Origin of the sequence: Ureibacillus galli, from assembly GCF_014836845.1 — a bacterium.
Lineage (GTDB): Bacteria > Bacillota > Bacilli > Bacillales_A > Planococcaceae > Ureibacillus > Ureibacillus galli.
Genome location: NZ_JACSQA010000017.1, coordinates 60500 through 78207 on the forward strand (window position 1 = coordinate 60500; position 17708 = coordinate 78207).

Genomic DNA, 17708 nt, shown 5'->3' on the forward strand with positions numbered 1-17708 from the left:
GGGGTTCATCTCGAAAAGTAGTATCACTACGATAATGATAATCATTATCAATAATGATGTCAATATTTTTCATCTAAATTTAATTCCAAATTGTCAATTTATATTCGATTGTTATTAATCACCATAAAACTAATAAATTAGACCTATTTCATAGATTGGAAAAAATTAAATCTTGTAACTTATGAATAGGGAATGTATTATAATCATATTGATTTACTAAGAATTGAATCGTTAGAGGTGAAATATATGACATACTTAATCATTACCGGATTACTTTGTGGAGCATTATTAGGTTTTGTTATGCAAAGAGGCCGCTTCTGCTTAACAGGTGGGTTCCGTGATATGTATATAGCGAAAGATAATCGTATGTTTTATGCGTTATTAGTAGCAATCGCTGTTCAAAGCGTAGGCGTATTTTTATTAATCGATCTAGGTGTATTTGAATATTCAGCTGGTTCATTACCAATTTTATCAGTCATTATTGGTTCCTTTATTTTTGGGATTGGTATTATTTTAGCTGGTGGATGTGCAACTGGAACTTGGTATCGTGCTGGTGAAGGATTAATTGGAAGTTGGATTGCTTTAGCTGGATATATGTTAATGAGTACAATGATGCGTACTGGCGTATTTGGTCCATTTAATCAACAAATGCAACAAAGTACTGTACTTCCTAAAAACTCCATTGCTGAAACATTTGGTATTAATCACTGGTTTATAATTATACCGTTTGTTTTAATTGTAGCGTTTATTGTATATAAACAATTAACGAAACCAAAAGTTGCGATTCCATCATTAAAACCAAAACGTACTGGATTAGCACATATTTTATTTGAAAAACGTTGGAATCCCTTTGTAACGGCTACTTTAATTGGTATTATCGCATTTATCGCATGGCCATTAAGTGCTGCAACAGGTCGTGTATTTGGATTAGGGATTACTACACCTTCTGCTAACATCCTACAATATTTAACTACAGGGGATGAAGGATTCCTTAACTGGGGCGTATTTTTAGTGTTGGGAATTTTCGCAGGATCATTTATTGCTGCTAAAGCTAGTAAAGAGTTCCGTTTCAGAATGCCCGATGTAAAAACGGGTATTAACAGTTTTATCGGTGGTAATTTAATGGGTGTTGGTGCAAGTCTTGCTGGGGGCTGCTCAATCGGGAACGGTTTAGTGATGACAGCTATGATGACATGGCAAGGTTGGGTTGGACTTGTCTTTATGATTTTAGGTACATGGACTGCATCATATTTTGTCTTTGTCCGTCCACGCCAAAAGGCAATGGCTGCAAAGTTAAAAGAACAAGTGACACCTGCATAACGTTATTTTAAGGAGGACTTTTACATGCAAAAGAAATTAGAAGTAAAAGGTATGGTTTGCCCATTTCCTTTAATTGAAGCACAACAAGCAATTGAAGAAATTAACTCTGGTGACGAATTAATAGTTGAGTTCGATTGTACACAAGGTACCGAATCGATTCCCCGCTGGGCTGCTGAAGCAGGTCATACAGTAACAAACTTTGAACAAATTGACGAAGCTGCTTGGTCAATTTCAATTCAAAAGAAATAAAATAATTTAAATTAAACACCGCTTGTTAGCGAGCTTTAGAGCTTACGAACAGGCGGTGTTTTTAATTGGTATTCACTTTTTTGTCACCTCAAAAAGTTTTAGATAATTTTTACATAAAAATCTTTGCCGTTATTCAGCCCATCCACACTGAATTTTTTAATATTTTGGTAGTAATTAATAATACTTCTTGCAAGACCTGCGTAACCATTTAAATACGTACCAGGGGCAATTTTTTTTCCAGGGTTATGGAAGTCGAAATATAGTTTTATGTCGTGGGACATATGATCTAATATTTCTAAAAAGTCTTCGTGGGGGATGTGTACACCCCGAGTATAACAACATTCTCTTTTATAAGTATCGTGGGATATATTGATTGGTTTTGGTTCATTTACCAGTCTAATTTTTTCCATAGCAACAGCTCCTTTACAAATAATCATTTTTATTATAGCAAAAAATGTTTATAGATGTCAGAAAATTAAGTAAATTATATCTTCCTTATGACCAATCTTCTCTTTGCATTTCTTCAGCAATCATCTGAAGGTCATAAGCATTGATTTCTAATATGTTATAGTTATGCTGTTCTGCATATTTTTGTGCTAGGCCTTTAACGTATTTTGGGGAGGCTTCATTTTCTTCATCGTAAATTAATAGTAAGCCGTCAGTATTTTGAATAATAAACTTATCCTTTTCAATGAATTGCCATGGCGCTTCATAAGGACGTTTTGTGACGCTCGTCACAAAATCAGCTTGACTAGCAATATAATGGTATTTCTGTTGTTTCTGTTCATTCCAATTTTTCTCCTGCTCTAAAAAAGGGGTAATAATCGAGTATTTTATATTATCATATTCCTTCTTTAACTCGATTATGACTTCTGCAGTCCATGTTTCTACACCTTGTTGGCCACTAATGACAATCCATTCTAGGCCAGCATCGAGTAATATTCTTAGCTCATTTTCAATAGCCTTTTTAATTATCGGTATTCCTGGGTGGTGTTCGTTAAAAATACCAAGTTCATGGGGACGATAGCCAGTAACATAAATTGTTTTCATTTTACTCTCTCCTAGAATCCTATATACAATTTATCTTAACGTAAAAAAGAGGTTATTCGGAAATAATTCGAATAACCTCTTTTTATTCAATTTATATTTAAGCGAATACAACTCTAATCTTTTCAAGCGCCCAGTCAATTTCTTCTTTCGTAATGACTAGAGGTGGAGCGAACCGAATGACATAGTCATGGGTTTCTTTACATAATAATCCTAACCCCATTAATTGCTCACAATATTTACGAGCAGGTTCAGTTAGTTCCACGCCGATAAATAAACCGCTACCACGCACTTCTTTAATGGTTGGATGGTTAATGGATCGTAATTGTTCTTGGAAGTAGTTACCTAGCTCTAATGACTTTTCTGTTAATTTTTCTTCTTCAAGTACTTCTAAAGAAGCAAGGGAGACCGCACAAGCGAGTGGATTACCCCCGAATGTTGAACCGTGAGAACCTGGATTTAAAACACCAAGTATATCACTATTTGCTACGACAGCGGATATAGGCATAACACCACCACCAAGGGCTTTACCAAGAATGATGATATCAGGAGTTACCTCTTCCCATTGGTGAGCAAACATTTTCCCAGTACGAGCAAGACCTGTTTGAATTTCATCCGTAATGAATAAAACATTATGTTCTTTACAAATTTGTTCAGCTGCTTTTAAGAAGCCTTTTGGAGGCATTACAATACCAGCTTCCCCTTGAATAGGTTCAACAATAAATGCCGCTGTGTTTGGAGTGATGGCATCTTTAAGGGCATCTGCATCACCATAAGGGATGAGTTTGAAACCTTCTAACATTGGACCGAATCCACGTTGATATTCTTTGTCAGAGGATAAAGAAACAGCCCCCATTGTACGACCGTGGAAATTTCCGTTACAGCCGATAATTTCGGCTTTATTTGCTTCTACGCCTTTTATATCATATGCCCAGCGACGAGCAACTTTAATGGCAGATTCAACTGCCTCTGCCCCTGTATTCATAGGTAAAACCATATTTTTACCAGTCATTTTCGTTAATTTCTCATACCAAGGACCAAGTTGGTCGTTGTGGAATGCACGAGAAGTTAACGTTACGCGGTTTGCTTGATCAATTAATGCTTTAATAATTTTTGGATGACGGTGACCTTGATTTAGTGCAGAATAAGCAGAAAGCATATCCATATATTGATTTCCTTCAGGATCTTTCACCCAAACCCCTTCAGCTTCGGAAACGACAATTGGAAGTGGGTGATAATTGTGAGCACCCAAATTTTCTGTTAACTCGATAACGCTAGTTGATTTTGAAGTCATTTCTTTTCCCCCTTGAATCATAATGTAAAAATCACTTTAATTTCCTTAAAAGATCAATACATATTCGCCTCTACTATTCCAATAAAAGTGGATATATAGTAGATTGCAATTTTCAGTATCTTGCGATTAATATAACATTTCCTATTAAGTCATTCAATATAGGTTAGGTGGGGGGAAATGGATAGTTTAAGAAATACTAGCTTGTCCTTTGATACGTTCTTGTGCTCCTAGTAGTTGATCTTGAATAAATGTATCAATCATTTCAATAATTTCTTCAGGGGTTTGTTCCATTTCTCCTGCTAACCAGCTTTCCACAAGACCACCTAATGAGATGGTATAGAAATGGATAATGAATGATAAATATTGTTCAGATGCTTGTAAATTATTACAATGCTCTTTTACGACACGCTCTAAAATGTTGTGAATGTCAGCATAAAAGAAACGTTTTAAATCTCCTCTTCCTAATGACTGGAGCGCATTTAAGCAAATGGTACGGTTATCATCTAGATAGTGGAAAAGTTGAAGTAAACCTTCTTGCCAAATTTTGGCGCTATTATGCACTGCTAACAATTGAACAGCCTCTTGTTGAAAAGTCCACTTCAATAAGTCATAAATATCCTCAAAATGATAATAGAATGTTTGTCGATTGACATTGGCATTATCCGTAATTTCACGGATGGAAATTTTCTCAATGGCTTTTGATTTCATCATTTCTTTTAATGAATTAGCAAGTATTCTTTTCGTTTCATCACTATGTCTCATTATCCAACCTCATTTTCATTTTTTTAAACAGTTTGCCCCTAATTGTCTATATTGTAATCCATATTGCCATGGTAGGGTAATAGATAGGTTTTTGAATAAAGGGAATAAGAAATGAATGATAAAAGAAAGGTGATCTATTTTGAAAAAATGGCTGAATGTACGTACTGTATCGTTCGTTATTTGGGTAATTATTTCCACTATAATGATTGTAACGATGCCGAATTTGGATTCACTAGTACGGGAAAAAGGTCAAACTGATATTCCAGCTTATACGCAAAGTAAAATAGCATCAGAGCTATTAACGGAAATGGAGGATGGAGGAACGGAAACATATCAGTTTATCGCTGTTTTTACTAGTGGAAGTGATAAAGCTTTAAATGAAACCCAGCTTAACGAAATTGAAGAAGTTATACAGTCGTTAAAGGCCGATCGTGATGAACTAGGTATTACCGATATGTTGACCCATTCCGATAGTGAAGAAACTAAAAAACAACTCGTTTCTGAAGATGGTACGACGATTTTAACCCAAATTTATGTTAATCATAATCAGGGAACAGTGGAAGAGGTAGCACAAGCTTTACGTGATAAAACGGAAGTACAATCAGTAGATTCCTATTATACAGGTACAGACATCGTACTGGATGACTTCGCCAAATCATCACAAGCAGGAATTAAGAAAACCGAAGTTATCGCGATTGTGTTCATTTTAGCTGTATTAATATTAGTTTTCCGATCACCAGTTGTACCGTTAATTTCTCTTATAACAGTAGGAGTTTCCTATATTGTATCGTTAGGTATTGTTGCGCAATTAGTTGATAAATTCAACTTTCCATTTTCAAACTTTACCCAAGTATTTTTAATTGTCATTTTGTTTGGAATTGGAACGGATTACAACATTCTTTTATATACACGTTTTAAAGAAGAACTGGGGAAAGGTCTCCCGGTTTTAAAAGCTATTACGGAAACTTATAAAACAGCCGGTAGAACTGTCGTTTATAGTGGTATTGCGGTATTCATCGGTTTTATGGCTCTATATTTAGCGGAATTTAAATTGTATCAAGCGACATCAGCGGTAGCCATTGGAGTAGCTGTTTTATTGTTCGTTTTAATCACATTAAATCCATTCTTTATGGCGCTATTTGGCATTAAAATGTTTTGGCCAGCAAAAAACGTTAATGGTCATAGTGAAAACAAGTTATGGCAGTTTTTATCGAAGCATTCCTATTTCAGACCGATTGCAGCATTAGTGATTATCGCAGTTTTATGTTTACCATTTATTATTAAATATACAGGGGAACTAAATTATGATGATTTAGTAGAAATTAGTGATGAGTATGAATCGAAACAAGCAATTTCTGTAATCGAAGATCATTTTCCTTCTGGATTTTCATCACCGACTAATTTAGTGATACAATCGAAAGATTCGCTTGCAACCCAAACAGGATTGCAAGATATAGATCAGTTGGCGGAAGTGATTTCAAAAGTAGATGGTGTTTCACAAGTTTATTCAGTTACTCGCCCAGCAGGAGAAAAGATAGAAGATTTATATATTAAAGAACAAACAAATACATTAAATGAAGGCTTAGGAACTGCACAGGAAGGGCTAGGCACAATTCATGACGGCCTTTCAGATGCAGAATCTGAACTTGGCAAAGTCGATGAAAATAGCTTTGATAGTGTACAGCAGTTAATTGATGGAACGGCTCAAATGGAGCAAGGGGTAGGTCAATTATCAGATGCTTTAAACCAAGTAGCAGGTGGTTATAAAGATGGCGCAAAAGGTGCAACGGATTTAGCGAATGGTTTAAATACGTTGAAACAAAGCGTCAGTGAGTTAAGTACAGGGGCGTCCCAGTTACAAGCTGGTTATGGAGATCTTGCGCAAGGTTTTAGTCAATTTAATGAATTGTTTACTTCGATGAATAGTGCAATAACAAGTGCAAAACAAGGCTATGTGGCAATTGAACAGTCCATGAATGCGTTAGTTGCATCAAAGCCGGAATTAGCTTCAGATGTCAATGTGCAAACTGTGATAGGAACGGCACAAGTAGCGCAAGAACAACTTTCTCAATTGGAAGTAAAGCTACAAGAGCTTACACCTCAATACAATTTAGCAGTGGAGTCTTTCAAAGAAGCAAATGCTTCCTTTGCTCAAATTACAGATGGCTTGGAACAGGTGGAGGATGGAGTAGGACAATTACAATCTGGTGCCAATACTTTAGCTACAGGTCTTGAATCAGGGGTAGATGGTGTTAATCAAATTAATTCAAAAACTAGTGAATTACAAACCGGTTTATCAACTGTTAATGAAGGTCAAAAACAATTACAAAATGGTTTAACTGAACTACAAGACAAAATGAAATTATTGCAAGATGGATTAGCTCAAAGTACCGATGGATTATCTGAAATTGGAGACGGCTTATTGGATGCCCAGGAATATTTAGGAGAAGTTAGTAGCTCAGATTCAAATAGCGTATTTTACATTCCACAGGAAATATTAGATGGAGAAGAGTTCAAAGAAAGTTTGAATATGTATATGTCTGATGATCAAAAAACAACGAAAATGATGATTATTTTAGATGTTAATCCATATTCAAAAGAAGCAATGAAAGTAATCGAAGATATTGATGAACAAATTAAAGCGACATCGAAAAATTTAAGTTTTAGTGATGCAAAAATTGCCCTTGGCGGTAAATCAGCAGCGAATGTCGATTTACAACAAATCTCAAGTAGCGACTTTACTCGAACAATTGCAATTATGATGATTGGTATTGCCATCGTCTTACTAGTGATTACCCGTTCCATTTGGCAGCCTTTGATTATTATTGCGTCACTTATATTAGCTTACTATACTTCCCTCGGTCTTTCTGAATTATTGAGCGAAACGATTCTAGGGCAAAGTATATTAAGTTGGAATGTACCATTCTTTAGTTTTATCATGATTGTTACCCTTGGTGTTGACTATAGTATTTTCCTTATGATGAGATATCATGAGTTAGAAGATAAGGGTAGTGTAGCAATTATTGATGCGGCAAAACATATAGGTGGAGTAGTTTTATCTGCCGCACTTATTTTAGGTGGGACTTTTGCAGCATTAATTCCTTCTGGTATTGTGACATTAATGCAAGTAGCCATTTTAGTGTTAGTTGGTCTTGTGTTACTAAGCTTTATCATGCTACCGGTCTTTATGCCGGCAGTAATGGGGCTTACTGAAAAAACAAAAAATTTGTTTACAAGAAAAAAACAATAAAAAAGATGACTCCTATTCGGAAAAAACCGAAATGGAGTCATTTTTCATTTAGAAGATAATGGACTTTTCCAGAAAAGGGAAAAGATAATGCCGATTACTAAAACGATCGTAGCAAAGTAATAGGGATAGTTAAAATTAATATCGAACAACATTCCACCAATCATCGGTCCCATAATATTTCCGAGACTAGTAAACATCGAATTCATTCCACCAACAAATCCTTGTTCATTGCCAGCGTGTTTGGATAAGTAGGACGTAATAGCAGGGCGAATTAAATCAAAACCGATAAAAACAATACATGATGTGAGCATTACGGACCAATAAGTATTTACAACAGTCATACTAAAAACCAATAGTGCTGAGACAATTAAACTGTATGTTACTAATCCTATTTCACCTAACTTTTTCGTAAGTGGATCGAATAAGATTACTTGGGCAAGGGCACCGACAAGTCCGCCACCCGTTACGAGTAATGCGATATCTTTAGGTGTAAAGTTAAATTTATGGTCGACAAATAAGCTAAACAAAGATTCGAAGGATGCTAAACTAAAAGAGCTAAAAAACAATAATATAAAAGCAAAAAAGTACATTGGAACAAAAATCCGTTTTACGCCAGTCGGTATCTTTTCACTAGTTTTGATGGACTCGCTCGCTTTTGGTTCCTTTAAAAAGAGATGACGGCGGCAATACAAGCTAAAAGTGCAGCGGTGAAAAAAGGTGTACGTGTACCGAACTCTGTTAATAAGCCACCAATACCGGGTCCGATAATAAAACCGGTATTAATCGCAGCAGACATATACCCAAGTGCTTTTGGACGAGCACTTTCCGTTGTAATATCAGCAATAAAAGCTGTAACTGCAGGCATAATAAAGGCACCACTAATACCGCCTAATATTCGGGAAAGAAATAACATTTCAACCGTCTTCCCTAATCCGAAAAGTAATTCTGAAATACTGAATATGAGGAGACCGACAATAAGTATCTTTTTTCGTCCAAATTGATCTGTCCATTTACCAGTAATTGGGGAGACAATCAGTTGAGCTAGGGCAAAAGCTGCGACCATATAACCCATAATAGAACCACTCAGTGCCATCTCATTCATAATCGTTGGCATAACAGGGATTACTAGTCCTATACCAATGAAAGAAATGAATAAATTGCTTAATAATATGACTAAAGTCATCTTTGATACTCCTGGATTCATAAAGAAACTCCTTTAAACTAAAACCGGAAATTTGTACATACAAAAAATAAACCTTATCTATGTAAGGAAGTCAACTATTTCAGTTCTATGTTCAAAATATGATGAAAATAAAAAGAATGCCTACTAGTTCCGTTCTAATAGGCATTAAATGATCGGTGTAATAATGGATTAGTGGAAGAAACATTAAGCGAAATATTAAATAGAGCAGTGCCTATTTTCATAGACATAAAATTTAAAATTAAGTACTTACCGAGATGTAAGTAGTTTATGGTGACTTTAGGAAAGCATCCATTCAAAACATATTAGTCTTCCTTATCTCATCAGAAGTAGCTATTACAAATGGATTGAAGAAGCAATTATATGAAAGTAAAGCAGTGAGTTTTAATTAAATGAGAGATCGAAAGACAAATTTTCTCAGAATGACTCATCGGAATAGTTTTGGGTACGAATGGAATTCGGATTCCATTACTTTTCACATTAGTAAATGTTCTTTACTTAAAAATACTAGCATTTGCAATTACGTTACAAGGATACTTTCAAATCATTGCCTTCCCACCTAGACAATTTTTTTACCCTTGATCTCGACCAAGTAATTTTGAATTGCATCTGCGAGGATTCTAGCAAAGACATTTTCTATTAAAAACACCCTTCATAAAGCAGTGTGCTATAAACACATTTCGAAGTCCGATTTAAATGACAAATTCCATAATTGAGGGGAAAGATGATGCAAAACGTTTTTTGCTATTAAAAATGAATCTACCTAATGTAGCTTAACGTGTAAAAGGTTTATTTTAGCTTTTTACTTTTTCAGTTTTATTTTCTAATATTTTTTAAAGAGATTCCATTACATTTATTAACTTAAGTCTAGTTTTGAAATTGGGTTTGTTTAGAAAATCAATGAACTGAAAATGATGGAAGCTAATTAAAATTACAACTTATTTCTTCACCTCCTTTTCTTTAACATAATATTCGCTTAATAGATTTTGTTAATGGACATATAGCCATTAGAGGGAAAATATGCTTCAAAATAAATATGAGATTGGGAGGAGAAAGTCTATTTTATAGAAAATTGGGAGAGTGTCTAGGAAGGATAGAATAAGTAGCTAGGTAAGTGACCTGAAAATAAAAGAATAGATTTTTAGTTTAAAAAGGCAGTTATTCTTTTATTAAAAGAGTAGCTGCCTGTTGACATTTCTTTGATGCATTTTAATTTGACATTTTGGAGATATGAGATAGTTGTCTCCGATCACTATACCATTTTCCAAATAATAAAATAAGGATTGCAGTTGTCACAATAGAACCGGCAAAGGAAATAGGCGCTTTAAAACTATTAAAATAGGCTTCAAATTTACTTGCTAAAATAGGTCCTATAATTTGCCCTAGCGCATAAGCAGTAGTTAAAGCGGAAACGACTGCACCACTCTGCTTTGGAAATAGTTCCCGGGCGTAAGCAGTTGATAGAGAAACAATACCGACAAATGTAAAACCGAATAAGAAAGCTGAAAGAAGAACGCTCCACCATGTTTGAGACAGGACCGGTAATATAATTCCAAATACTTGTAATATGTAAGCAATTGATAGCACTTTAACAGTAGAAACCTTTTTTATCATTGCCATCCAAATAGGAGCGGCTGGAGCAGCTGCAATACCAGCTATTACCCAGCTAAATCCGGCAAAGGATCTTAAACTTTCAATATTGTAGATAATATCGACTAAAAATGTACCGGTAATAATATAACCGAGTCCTTCTAACCCATAGGCAATGATTAGCCAAGGCATGAAACCTCGAAATATTTTCGTATTCTCTGCTTTTTCAACTTTTATTCCGTCTTGAATTGTAACTTTCCTCCATAATAAAATAGTGATAGCAAAAAATAATCCGGATAATATGCCCAGCCCGAGCCAAGTACCTTCCCAATCAAAGGATAATTCTATTAAAGGAACAAGTAATCCTGAAATCGCAATCCCTATACCAATCCCGGAAAATAAAAAGCCAGAAAAGCGTGTTAATAAGTGAGAAGCTAAGTAGTCCATAATAATGCTAGATGTTAAAACAAATATAATTCCGCTCGTAGTACCGGCTAAAAATCTTAGGAAAATCCATAACCAAAAGGATTCCGTCATTCCCATAAAGAAAACCGAGAAGACATTGAGAAAAACATTTAATAATAATAAATTCTTTTTATTTCGAAAAATAAATCCTGCAGCAAGTGCACCAACAAAGTATCCAATATAGTTACTCGATGCCAAAAAACTTGCCTTTTCAAATGAAAGATCTTCTTCAATTCTCATAAATGGTAATATCGGTGTAAAGGCAAATCGACTGATTTCCATCGCAATAACCAATAATAAAACGCCTCCGAACACAACCCCTATGTGTTGCTTACGCAAATTGTCATCCCCTTAAAAGTCAATTTGAAATTTATATAATTGTAACATTCTAACATGTTGAAACAAGGTATTTCCTAGCTAATATCTAACTTTATGAAGTAAATGCCTGCTGTTTGTATAAATTTTTTAATAGGCTCTATGCTAGTTATTGAAAGTATAAAAACAGAGCCTAAGTTTTGACAGATAAAAAAATGAGGTATAGATTAGATTATAATATTTCGAATTCGAGATATTAAATTTATAAGCTTAAGGGAGTCTTTCATGATGAATCGATTTGAAGAAAAAGTTGTACTTATTACTGGAGCAGGTTCTGGATTAGGACAAGCAGCAGCTCTTCAAGTCGCTAAAGAAGGGGCAAAATTATCTTTAGTTGACTTAAATGAAAAAGGTCTTGAAGATACAAAAGCGAAAATTTTAGAAGTAGCACCAAAGGCAGAAATATTACTGATTACTGCGAACGTGGCTGATGAACAAGCGGTGCAAAACTATGTAAATAAAACGGTTGAAACCTTCGGTAAAATTGATGGATTCTTTAATAATGCAGGTATTGAAGGGAAACAAAACTTAACAGAAGATTTTGGTAGTGATGAATTTGAAAAAGTAGTTAGTATAAATTTAAATGGAGTATTCTACGGACTAAAATATGTTTTAAAAGTAATGAAAGAGCAAGGTTATGGTTCAGTAGTAAATACTGCATCTGTTGGTGGTATTCGCGGAATTGGTAACCAATCAGGTTATGCTGCAAGTAAACACGGTGTAGTTGGATTAACTCGTAATTCAGGTATTGAATACGGTCAATTTGGTGTATCTATTAAAGCTATCGCACCTGGCGCCATCATGACACCAATGGTAGAAGGATCATTAAAACAAATCGATCCAGAAAACTGGGAAGAAGTAGGAAAACAATTTGTACAACCAAACCCAATGAAACGTTTTGGTAAACCTGAAGAAGTTGGTTATTTAGTAGCATTCCTACTTTCTGATCAAGCTAATTTTATCAATGCAGTTGTGATTCCGATTGACGGTGGTCAATCTTATAAATATTAAAAATGATTTAGTTATTCAAATAAAAATCCCATTCCGATGTATTTTCAGGAATGGGGTTTTTTATTTTACAAAAAGAGAGCGTATTGTTTTATAAGCTAAAACTTTAAAGACGATGAAAAACGGTGATATGATAGTTGAAAGATAGTCGTTTATAAAAGAATTATATATAATTTAAAGACCATTTAGGGAGAAGAGGATTGCCATTGAAAATTACTGAAGTTATTATACATCATTTGAAAATGCGGTTAAAAAATCCGTTCTCAACAAGTTTTGGAACGTTTCATGAGAAAGAGTTTTTATTATTAGAAGTAAAAGAAGAGAACGGAACAACTGGATGGGGAGAATCTGTAGCATTCGACGCACCTTGGTATACCGAGGAAACATTAAAGACGAATTGGCATATGTTAGAGGATTTCATCATTCCTCTTCTTTTAAATAAAGAAATAAACCATCCAGTTGATATAACGGATTTACTTAAAGGAATTCGGAAAAATAATATGGCAAAATCAGCTATTGAAGGTGCCTTTTGGGATATTTATTCACAACAAACGAACCAATCATTGGCTCAAGCATTGGGTGGTCAAAAGGATAAAATTGAAGTAGGAATTAGTATCGGTATACAAAAAACAATCGAAAAACAAATCGAAGTGGTCGGGCAGGCGATTAAAGAAGGATATAAACGCATTAAAGTGAAAATTAAGCCAGGTAAAGATATCGAAGTAATTCGAGTGTTGCGGGAACATTTCCCTAATGTGCCGTTAATGGCAGATGCTAATTCAGCGTATAGTTTAGATGATATCGAGTTACTGAAACAACTGGATGCGTTTAATTTAACTATGATTGAGCAACCGCTTGCTTACGATGACATCGTTGACCATGCAAAACTTCAAAAGGAAATTAAAACACCAATTTGTTTAGATGAGAGTATTAATTCTTTAGAAGATGCGAAGAAAGCAATCGAGTTAGGTAGTTGTGGTGTCATCAATATTAAAATCGGGCGTGTAGGTGGGATTACTGAAGCGAAAAAAATTCATGATTATTGTCAGGAAAAAAATATTCCCGTTTGGTGTGGAGGAATGTTAGAATCGGGGATTGGACGAGCTCATAATATAGCATTAACTTCCCTTTCTAACTTTATATTACCTGGTGATACAGCTGGCTCAAATCATTACTGGGATCATGATATTATAGAACCGGAAGTCGTAGTAAAAGACGGTTATATACTCGTACCTCAAAAAGTAGGGATAGGTTATGAGCCAAATATAGAGATGATAAATCAATTTACAATAGCCAAAAAAATATATCGATAGTGGTTATCCGAAAACAAATTCTTGTTTTCGGATTTTTTTCGACGAAATTTGAATATTGTAAAACCAGTTTAAGGATGTATGAAAAAGAAAAGAAATCATATCCATATAATGAGAGCTTGTTCATAGAAAAAAATTACCTTTCTAGGTAATTGTCCAATTTTAGAAATGAGGGAATTGGTGAAAAAGAGTTTTCAAATAGGTGGCGCTTTTGTTGGACTAGTTGTTGGTGGGGGTTTTGCTTCTGGACAAGAAATCATGCAATTTTTCACGGGGTTTGGCTTATACGGTATCCTTGGTGCGATTGTCGCCACAATAGGATTTTCTTATTTAGGAATGTGTATAGCACAGTTAGGATATGAGTTGCAAACTACTTCCCATAAAGAGGTTGTATACCATATAGCGGGGCGGGCTTTCGGAACAGTTTTGGACTTACTTATCACCTTCTTTTTATTTGCGTTAGTGGTCGCCATGTTCGCTGGTGCTGCTTCAACAGTAAAGCAAATGTTAGGGTTTGACCCCTTCATAGGAAGTTTGCTCATGGTTGCTTTAACTGTCTTTACGTTAATGCTTAATGTGAAAAGTATTATTAATGTCATTGCAGTAGCTACACCATATTTAATGGCAATCATGTTAATGATTGCCCTCTATTCTATATTTACAATGGATTTATCCTTTGCTGAACAAAATATATTGGCACAACATCAACCAATAGCTGCACCAAACTGGATTATGGGTGCATTGCTTTATGTATCTTATAATATTGCTTCTTCTGTCGCGATGCTTACTGTAATTGGTCGTACGGCATCAACAAGAAGAGTAGCTGGGGCAGGAGGAATTATTGGTGGGTTAATGCTTGGAATGCTAATTTTATTAATTAATGTCGCTATGTTTGCCAAGATGGAAATTGTGTCAGGAACAGAAATGCCCATTTTAGAAATTGCTAAAAATATTCATCCCTTATTAGGATATTTAATGGCTTTTGCTTTATTGGGGATGATTTATAATACAGCGGTAGGTCTTCTATATTCATTTATAATTCGTTTCGTCCCACCAAAGGATCCAATTTATAAGCCGTCTGTTATATTGGTTGGTGCCATTGGTTTTATGGCAAGCTTTGTAGGTTTTACTACATTGGTTGGTAAAGTCTATTCATTAATGGGGTATTTAGGATTTGCCCTTATTTTAGCCATTCTTTTTACAAAGATAAGTAGTGAGTAGAAATTCAAAGTTCATTAATCTTTAGCTATTAATGGAATTATTATAAGGCACTTTTCCTTACTGTTGAACATTAAATAAGAAATAAGAGTGATGTTTATTTCAATTAGTAGAGGAGAAGAAAGATGAATAATTTCCAGTGGCGAAGAACGGTACCATATGTACCAAGTACTTCAAATCAGCAAATAGTAGCAAGCGAATTCGGTGATGTAAACGGGGACGGATTTCCTGATTGGGTATATCTGACAGGTACGAAAGAGCCCGATAGTCCTTTTTTAAGGAATATAACGCTGACAGTAAAAAATGGCCATACTAATCAATTTCAGCATATTGCACTTCCTGAAAATGCTGGTTATAACCCAACAATATGGTTAGGAGATTTAACAGGTAACGGAGTAAAGGATATTTTAATAACGATCGATTCCGGTGGGAGTGGTGGTATTTTATATGGTTACGTCTTTACTTCAATCCAAGGAAGAATGATGAAAATCTTTGACTCGATTCAGTTTAATGAACAACACAACTATACAGTACAATATGAAAATCAATATAAAGCAAGTGTAGTAAGTGAAAACCCGAAGAAAAAATATATTTTAGATTTGCAATATAAAGGGAAAGAATATTTAGATGAAATTTATAATCCAAATGGAACTTTAAAACAACCAATTGAAGGTTGGGTAGATCCAATCAGTGCGATATATCCCATTGATTTAGCGCGAAATGGAAGATACTATTTACTTACAATGCAACTAATTGCAGGACAATATCACGCCGATGGATTAGGAATTGTTGAAAATCTTTTACATTGGGATGGACGTCAATTTTCAATTGTACGTCAAACGGTGTCGATACATGGAGAAAATATTTAATAAAAAGTAAAAAAATATGAATAAACGCCAAAAAACTGCACATCCTAAAAACATCAAGTATAAGGAGGAAATTTCTGTGAAAAAGTTCTTGTTAATTCCTTTCTCATTATTATTAGCGGGTGTGTTAGTTGGTTGTGGAAATGATAATGCAGAGGAAAACGATGCAATTGACGATGATGAAATTATCAATGAAGATGTAAACGACGATTTAAACGATACAAATGACAACGGTACAAATGATAATGGTACTGGCGATATTGACAATACAGTTGGTGATGAACCATTAGATAGCAATGGTAATAAAAATCCAAATGAAGCTGTTGAAACAGAAGATGGCATGGGAACTAACAACAATGGAAATACAAATGGTACAACGAATGGCACTACAAACGGCGCGGATATGAATGGTAATAACGATAATGCAACTGATGAAGCAGGAAATGAAGTGCCAGGAAAAGATGACGAAAAACGTTAATTTAAATGCATATTAAAATCCCCAAAGTAGTATTAGAAGCTTATTCTAATACTACTTTTTTTACGGTAATAAAAAAAGTAATCCTAAATATAGAAAAAAAATAATATGTTGAAGAGATAAGAAAAATTTTTATAGGAGAAATGGGGATTTTATAATGATTATTTATCCATCGTTGACAGAACCGGTTAAGGTTGGAGTAACTGCTCCATCGTCCGGCTTACATATGGAACAACATTCTTTGCTAGAAGAAGCGATTTATCGTTTGGAACAAAAGGGATATGAAGTTGTTGCTGGACAAACCTGTTGGACAGAATATAAAGCTAAATCGGCCCCTGCTAACATTCGAGCAAAGGAACTAAATAATCTGTTACAGGATGACACGATTCAATTTATATTTCCCCCTTGGGGAGGGGAATTGTTAATTGAAATATTGGAACATATCGAATTTGATCAAATAAAATCGAAATGGTTGTTAGGGTATTCTGATTTAAGTGTACTCCTTCTGGCCATTACATTAAAAACAGGGATTGCAACGGCACATGGGACAAACTTAATTGATTTACGTGGTCCAATATCAGATCCAACAACAGCTATGTGGGAAAAGGTACTTTTTACAAAAGCGGGAGAGGAAGTAATTCAATATCCTTCAGAAAAATATCAAGAACGTTGGCAGTACGATTATCCAACGGAGTGGATATTCCATTTAACAGAACCGACAAAATGGAAAACGATTTCTAATTCCCCGATGTTTATAAAAGGAAGGTTACTTGGTGGCTGTATCGATGTAATACGTCATTTAATCGGAACGGAATATGGGAATGTCAAACACTTTCAACAAGAGTTCATCCAAAACGAACCGCTCATTTGGTATTTAGAGAACTGTCAATTAAATGTAACAGATTTACGAAGATCGTTAGTGCAAATGAAATTGGCAGGGTGGTTTAACAATTGTAGTGGTATTTTGTTTGGAAGAAGCGAAGCCAATGATTCAATGTATGATTACCATGTTTTAGATGTTTATATGGAACTAGCGGAAGAGTTGGCCATACCAATTGCGTATGACATTGATTGTGGGCATATGCCTCCACAACTAACCTTTGTGAACGGGGCGCATGCTGAAGTGAGGGTTTACAATAGTGGTAGTGTTATAAAACAACAGTTTGTATAACAAAAAGGGCGTCTCAAATAAGACGCCCTTACAGATTGTCGACAAAAGGCCTTCAGAATGGTCACATTCTGAAGGCCTTTTGTAATTTTGAACGTTTTTCGGGTATT

14 protein-coding genes and 1 pseudogene are annotated in these 17708 nt (G+C 34.9%); 9 read left to right on the plus strand and 6 right to left on the minus strand.

The genetic code is table 11. The annotated features are described in order from the left end of the window. The first annotated feature begins 246 nt into the window (after nucleotides 1–246). The gene (locus H9636_RS11840) at nucleotides 247–1320 is read left to right on the plus strand and encodes a YeeE/YedE family protein (protein WP_191707791.1); all 1074 of its coding nucleotides are present in this window, start codon (nucleotides 247–249) and stop codon (nucleotides 1318–1320) included. Between the two features lie 24 nt (nucleotides 1321–1344). Beyond that, nucleotides 1345–1569 (plus strand): sulfurtransferase TusA family protein, encoded by a 225-nt coding sequence (locus H9636_RS11845; RefSeq protein WP_191707792.1) that lies wholly within the window; start codon nucleotides 1345–1347, stop codon nucleotides 1567–1569. Between the two features lie 98 nt (nucleotides 1570–1667). Here the strand turns inward: H9636_RS11845 and H9636_RS11850 are convergent, their stop codons facing one another. The 4 genes from H9636_RS11850 to H9636_RS11865 all read right to left on the minus strand — a co-directional run bounded on the left by H9636_RS11850 (nucleotide 1668) and on the right by H9636_RS11865 (nucleotide 4672). Beyond that, entirely contained in the window at nucleotides 1668–1979 is a 312-nt protein-coding gene (locus H9636_RS11850) for a hypothetical protein (RefSeq protein ID WP_191707793.1), read from the minus strand. A gap of 85 nt (nucleotides 1980–2064) precedes the next feature. Next, on the minus strand, nucleotides 2065–2619 hold the full coding sequence (locus H9636_RS11855) for an SLOG family protein (protein ID WP_191707794.1): 555 nt from the start codon (nucleotides 2617–2619) through the stop codon (nucleotides 2065–2067). A 97-nt stretch (nucleotides 2620–2716) separates the two neighbouring features. Continuing rightward, entirely contained in the window at nucleotides 2717–3910 is a 1194-nt protein-coding gene (locus tag H9636_RS11860; RefSeq protein WP_191707795.1) for an ornithine--oxo-acid transaminase, read from the minus strand. Between the two features lie 186 nt (nucleotides 3911–4096). Further along, on the minus strand, nucleotides 4097–4672 hold the full coding sequence (locus tag H9636_RS11865) for a TetR/AcrR family transcriptional regulator (protein WP_191707796.1): 576 nt from the start codon (nucleotides 4670–4672) through the stop codon (nucleotides 4097–4099). Between the two features lie 139 nt (nucleotides 4673–4811). Here H9636_RS11865 and H9636_RS11870 point away from each other — a divergent pair, with 139 nt between their 5' ends. Next, nucleotides 4812–7922: an MMPL family transporter gene (locus H9636_RS11870; protein ID WP_225230194.1), complete on the plus strand. Its 3111-nt coding sequence runs from the start codon at nucleotides 4812–4814 to the stop codon at nucleotides 7920–7922. Between the two features lie 44 nt (nucleotides 7923–7966). Here H9636_RS11870 and H9636_RS11875 read toward each other — a convergent pair. Next, a pseudogene (locus H9636_RS11875) lies at nucleotides 7967–9126 on the minus strand (MFS transporter). 1206 nt (nucleotides 9127–10332) lie between these two features. Beyond that, on the minus strand, nucleotides 10333–11517 hold the full coding sequence (locus tag H9636_RS11880; protein WP_191707797.1) for a YbfB/YjiJ family MFS transporter: 1185 nt from the start codon (nucleotides 11515–11517) through the stop codon (nucleotides 10333–10335). A gap of 264 nt (nucleotides 11518–11781) precedes the next feature. On the opposite strand from H9636_RS11880, the gene H9636_RS11885 reads away from it, so the two are divergent. The 6 genes from H9636_RS11885 (at nucleotide 11782) to H9636_RS11910 (ending at nucleotide 17601) form a co-directional block, all read left to right on the plus strand. Then, entirely contained in the window at nucleotides 11782–12564 is a 783-nt protein-coding gene (locus H9636_RS11885) for an SDR family oxidoreductase (RefSeq protein WP_225230195.1), read from the plus strand. Nucleotides 12565–12767: 203 nt separating this feature from the next. After that, complete coding sequence (gene menC / locus H9636_RS11890; RefSeq protein ID WP_191707799.1) at nucleotides 12768–13874, plus strand: o-succinylbenzoate synthase; 1107 nt, start codon at nucleotides 12768–12770, stop codon at nucleotides 13872–13874. A 177-nt stretch (nucleotides 13875–14051) separates the two neighbouring features. Then, the gene (locus tag H9636_RS11895) at nucleotides 14052–15092 is read left to right on the plus strand and encodes a YkvI family membrane protein (protein WP_191707800.1); all 1041 of its coding nucleotides are present in this window, start codon (nucleotides 14052–14054) and stop codon (nucleotides 15090–15092) included. Nucleotides 15093–15214: 122 nt separating this feature from the next. Further along, entirely contained in the window at nucleotides 15215–15958 is a 744-nt protein-coding gene (locus H9636_RS11900) for an FG-GAP repeat domain-containing protein (protein ID WP_191707801.1), read from the plus strand. Between the two features lie 76 nt (nucleotides 15959–16034). Continuing rightward, nucleotides 16035–16433 (plus strand): hypothetical protein, encoded by a 399-nt coding sequence (locus tag H9636_RS11905; RefSeq protein ID WP_191707802.1) that lies wholly within the window; start codon nucleotides 16035–16037, stop codon nucleotides 16431–16433. A gap of 154 nt (nucleotides 16434–16587) precedes the next feature. Beyond that, nucleotides 16588–17601 (plus strand): S66 family peptidase, encoded by a 1014-nt coding sequence (locus H9636_RS11910; protein WP_191707803.1) that lies wholly within the window; start codon nucleotides 16588–16590, stop codon nucleotides 17599–17601. Nucleotides 17602–17708: the final 107 nt, after the last annotated feature.

Coding starts and splice junctions, on each gene's coding strand:
- H9636_RS11845 (WP_191707792.1), top strand. CDS start 1,345: ATGCAAAAGAAATTAGAAGTAAAAGGTATGGTTTGCCCATTTCCTTTA.
- H9636_RS11900 (WP_191707801.1), top strand. CDS start 15,215: ATGAATAATTTCCAGTGGCGAAGAACGGTACCATATGTACCAAGTACT.
- H9636_RS11910 (WP_191707803.1), top strand. CDS start 16,588: ATGATTATTTATCCATCGTTGACAGAACCGGTTAAGGTTGGAGTAACT.
- H9636_RS11865 (WP_191707796.1), bottom strand. CDS start 4,672: ATGAGACATAGTGATGAAACGAAAAGAATACTTGCTAATTCATTAAAA.
- H9636_RS11840 (WP_191707791.1), top strand. CDS start 247: ATGACATACTTAATCATTACCGGATTACTTTGTGGAGCATTATTAGGT.
- H9636_RS11850 (WP_191707793.1), bottom strand. CDS start 1,979: ATGGAAAAAATTAGACTGGTAAATGAACCAAAACCAATCAATATATCC.
- H9636_RS11885 (WP_225230195.1), top strand. CDS start 11,782: ATGAATCGATTTGAAGAAAAAGTTGTACTTATTACTGGAGCAGGTTCT.
- H9636_RS11855 (WP_191707794.1), bottom strand. CDS start 2,619: ATGAAAACAATTTATGTTACTGGCTATCGTCCCCATGAACTTGGTATT.
- H9636_RS11860 (WP_191707795.1), bottom strand. CDS start 3,910: ATGACTTCAAAATCAACTAGCGTTATCGAGTTAACAGAAAATTTGGGT.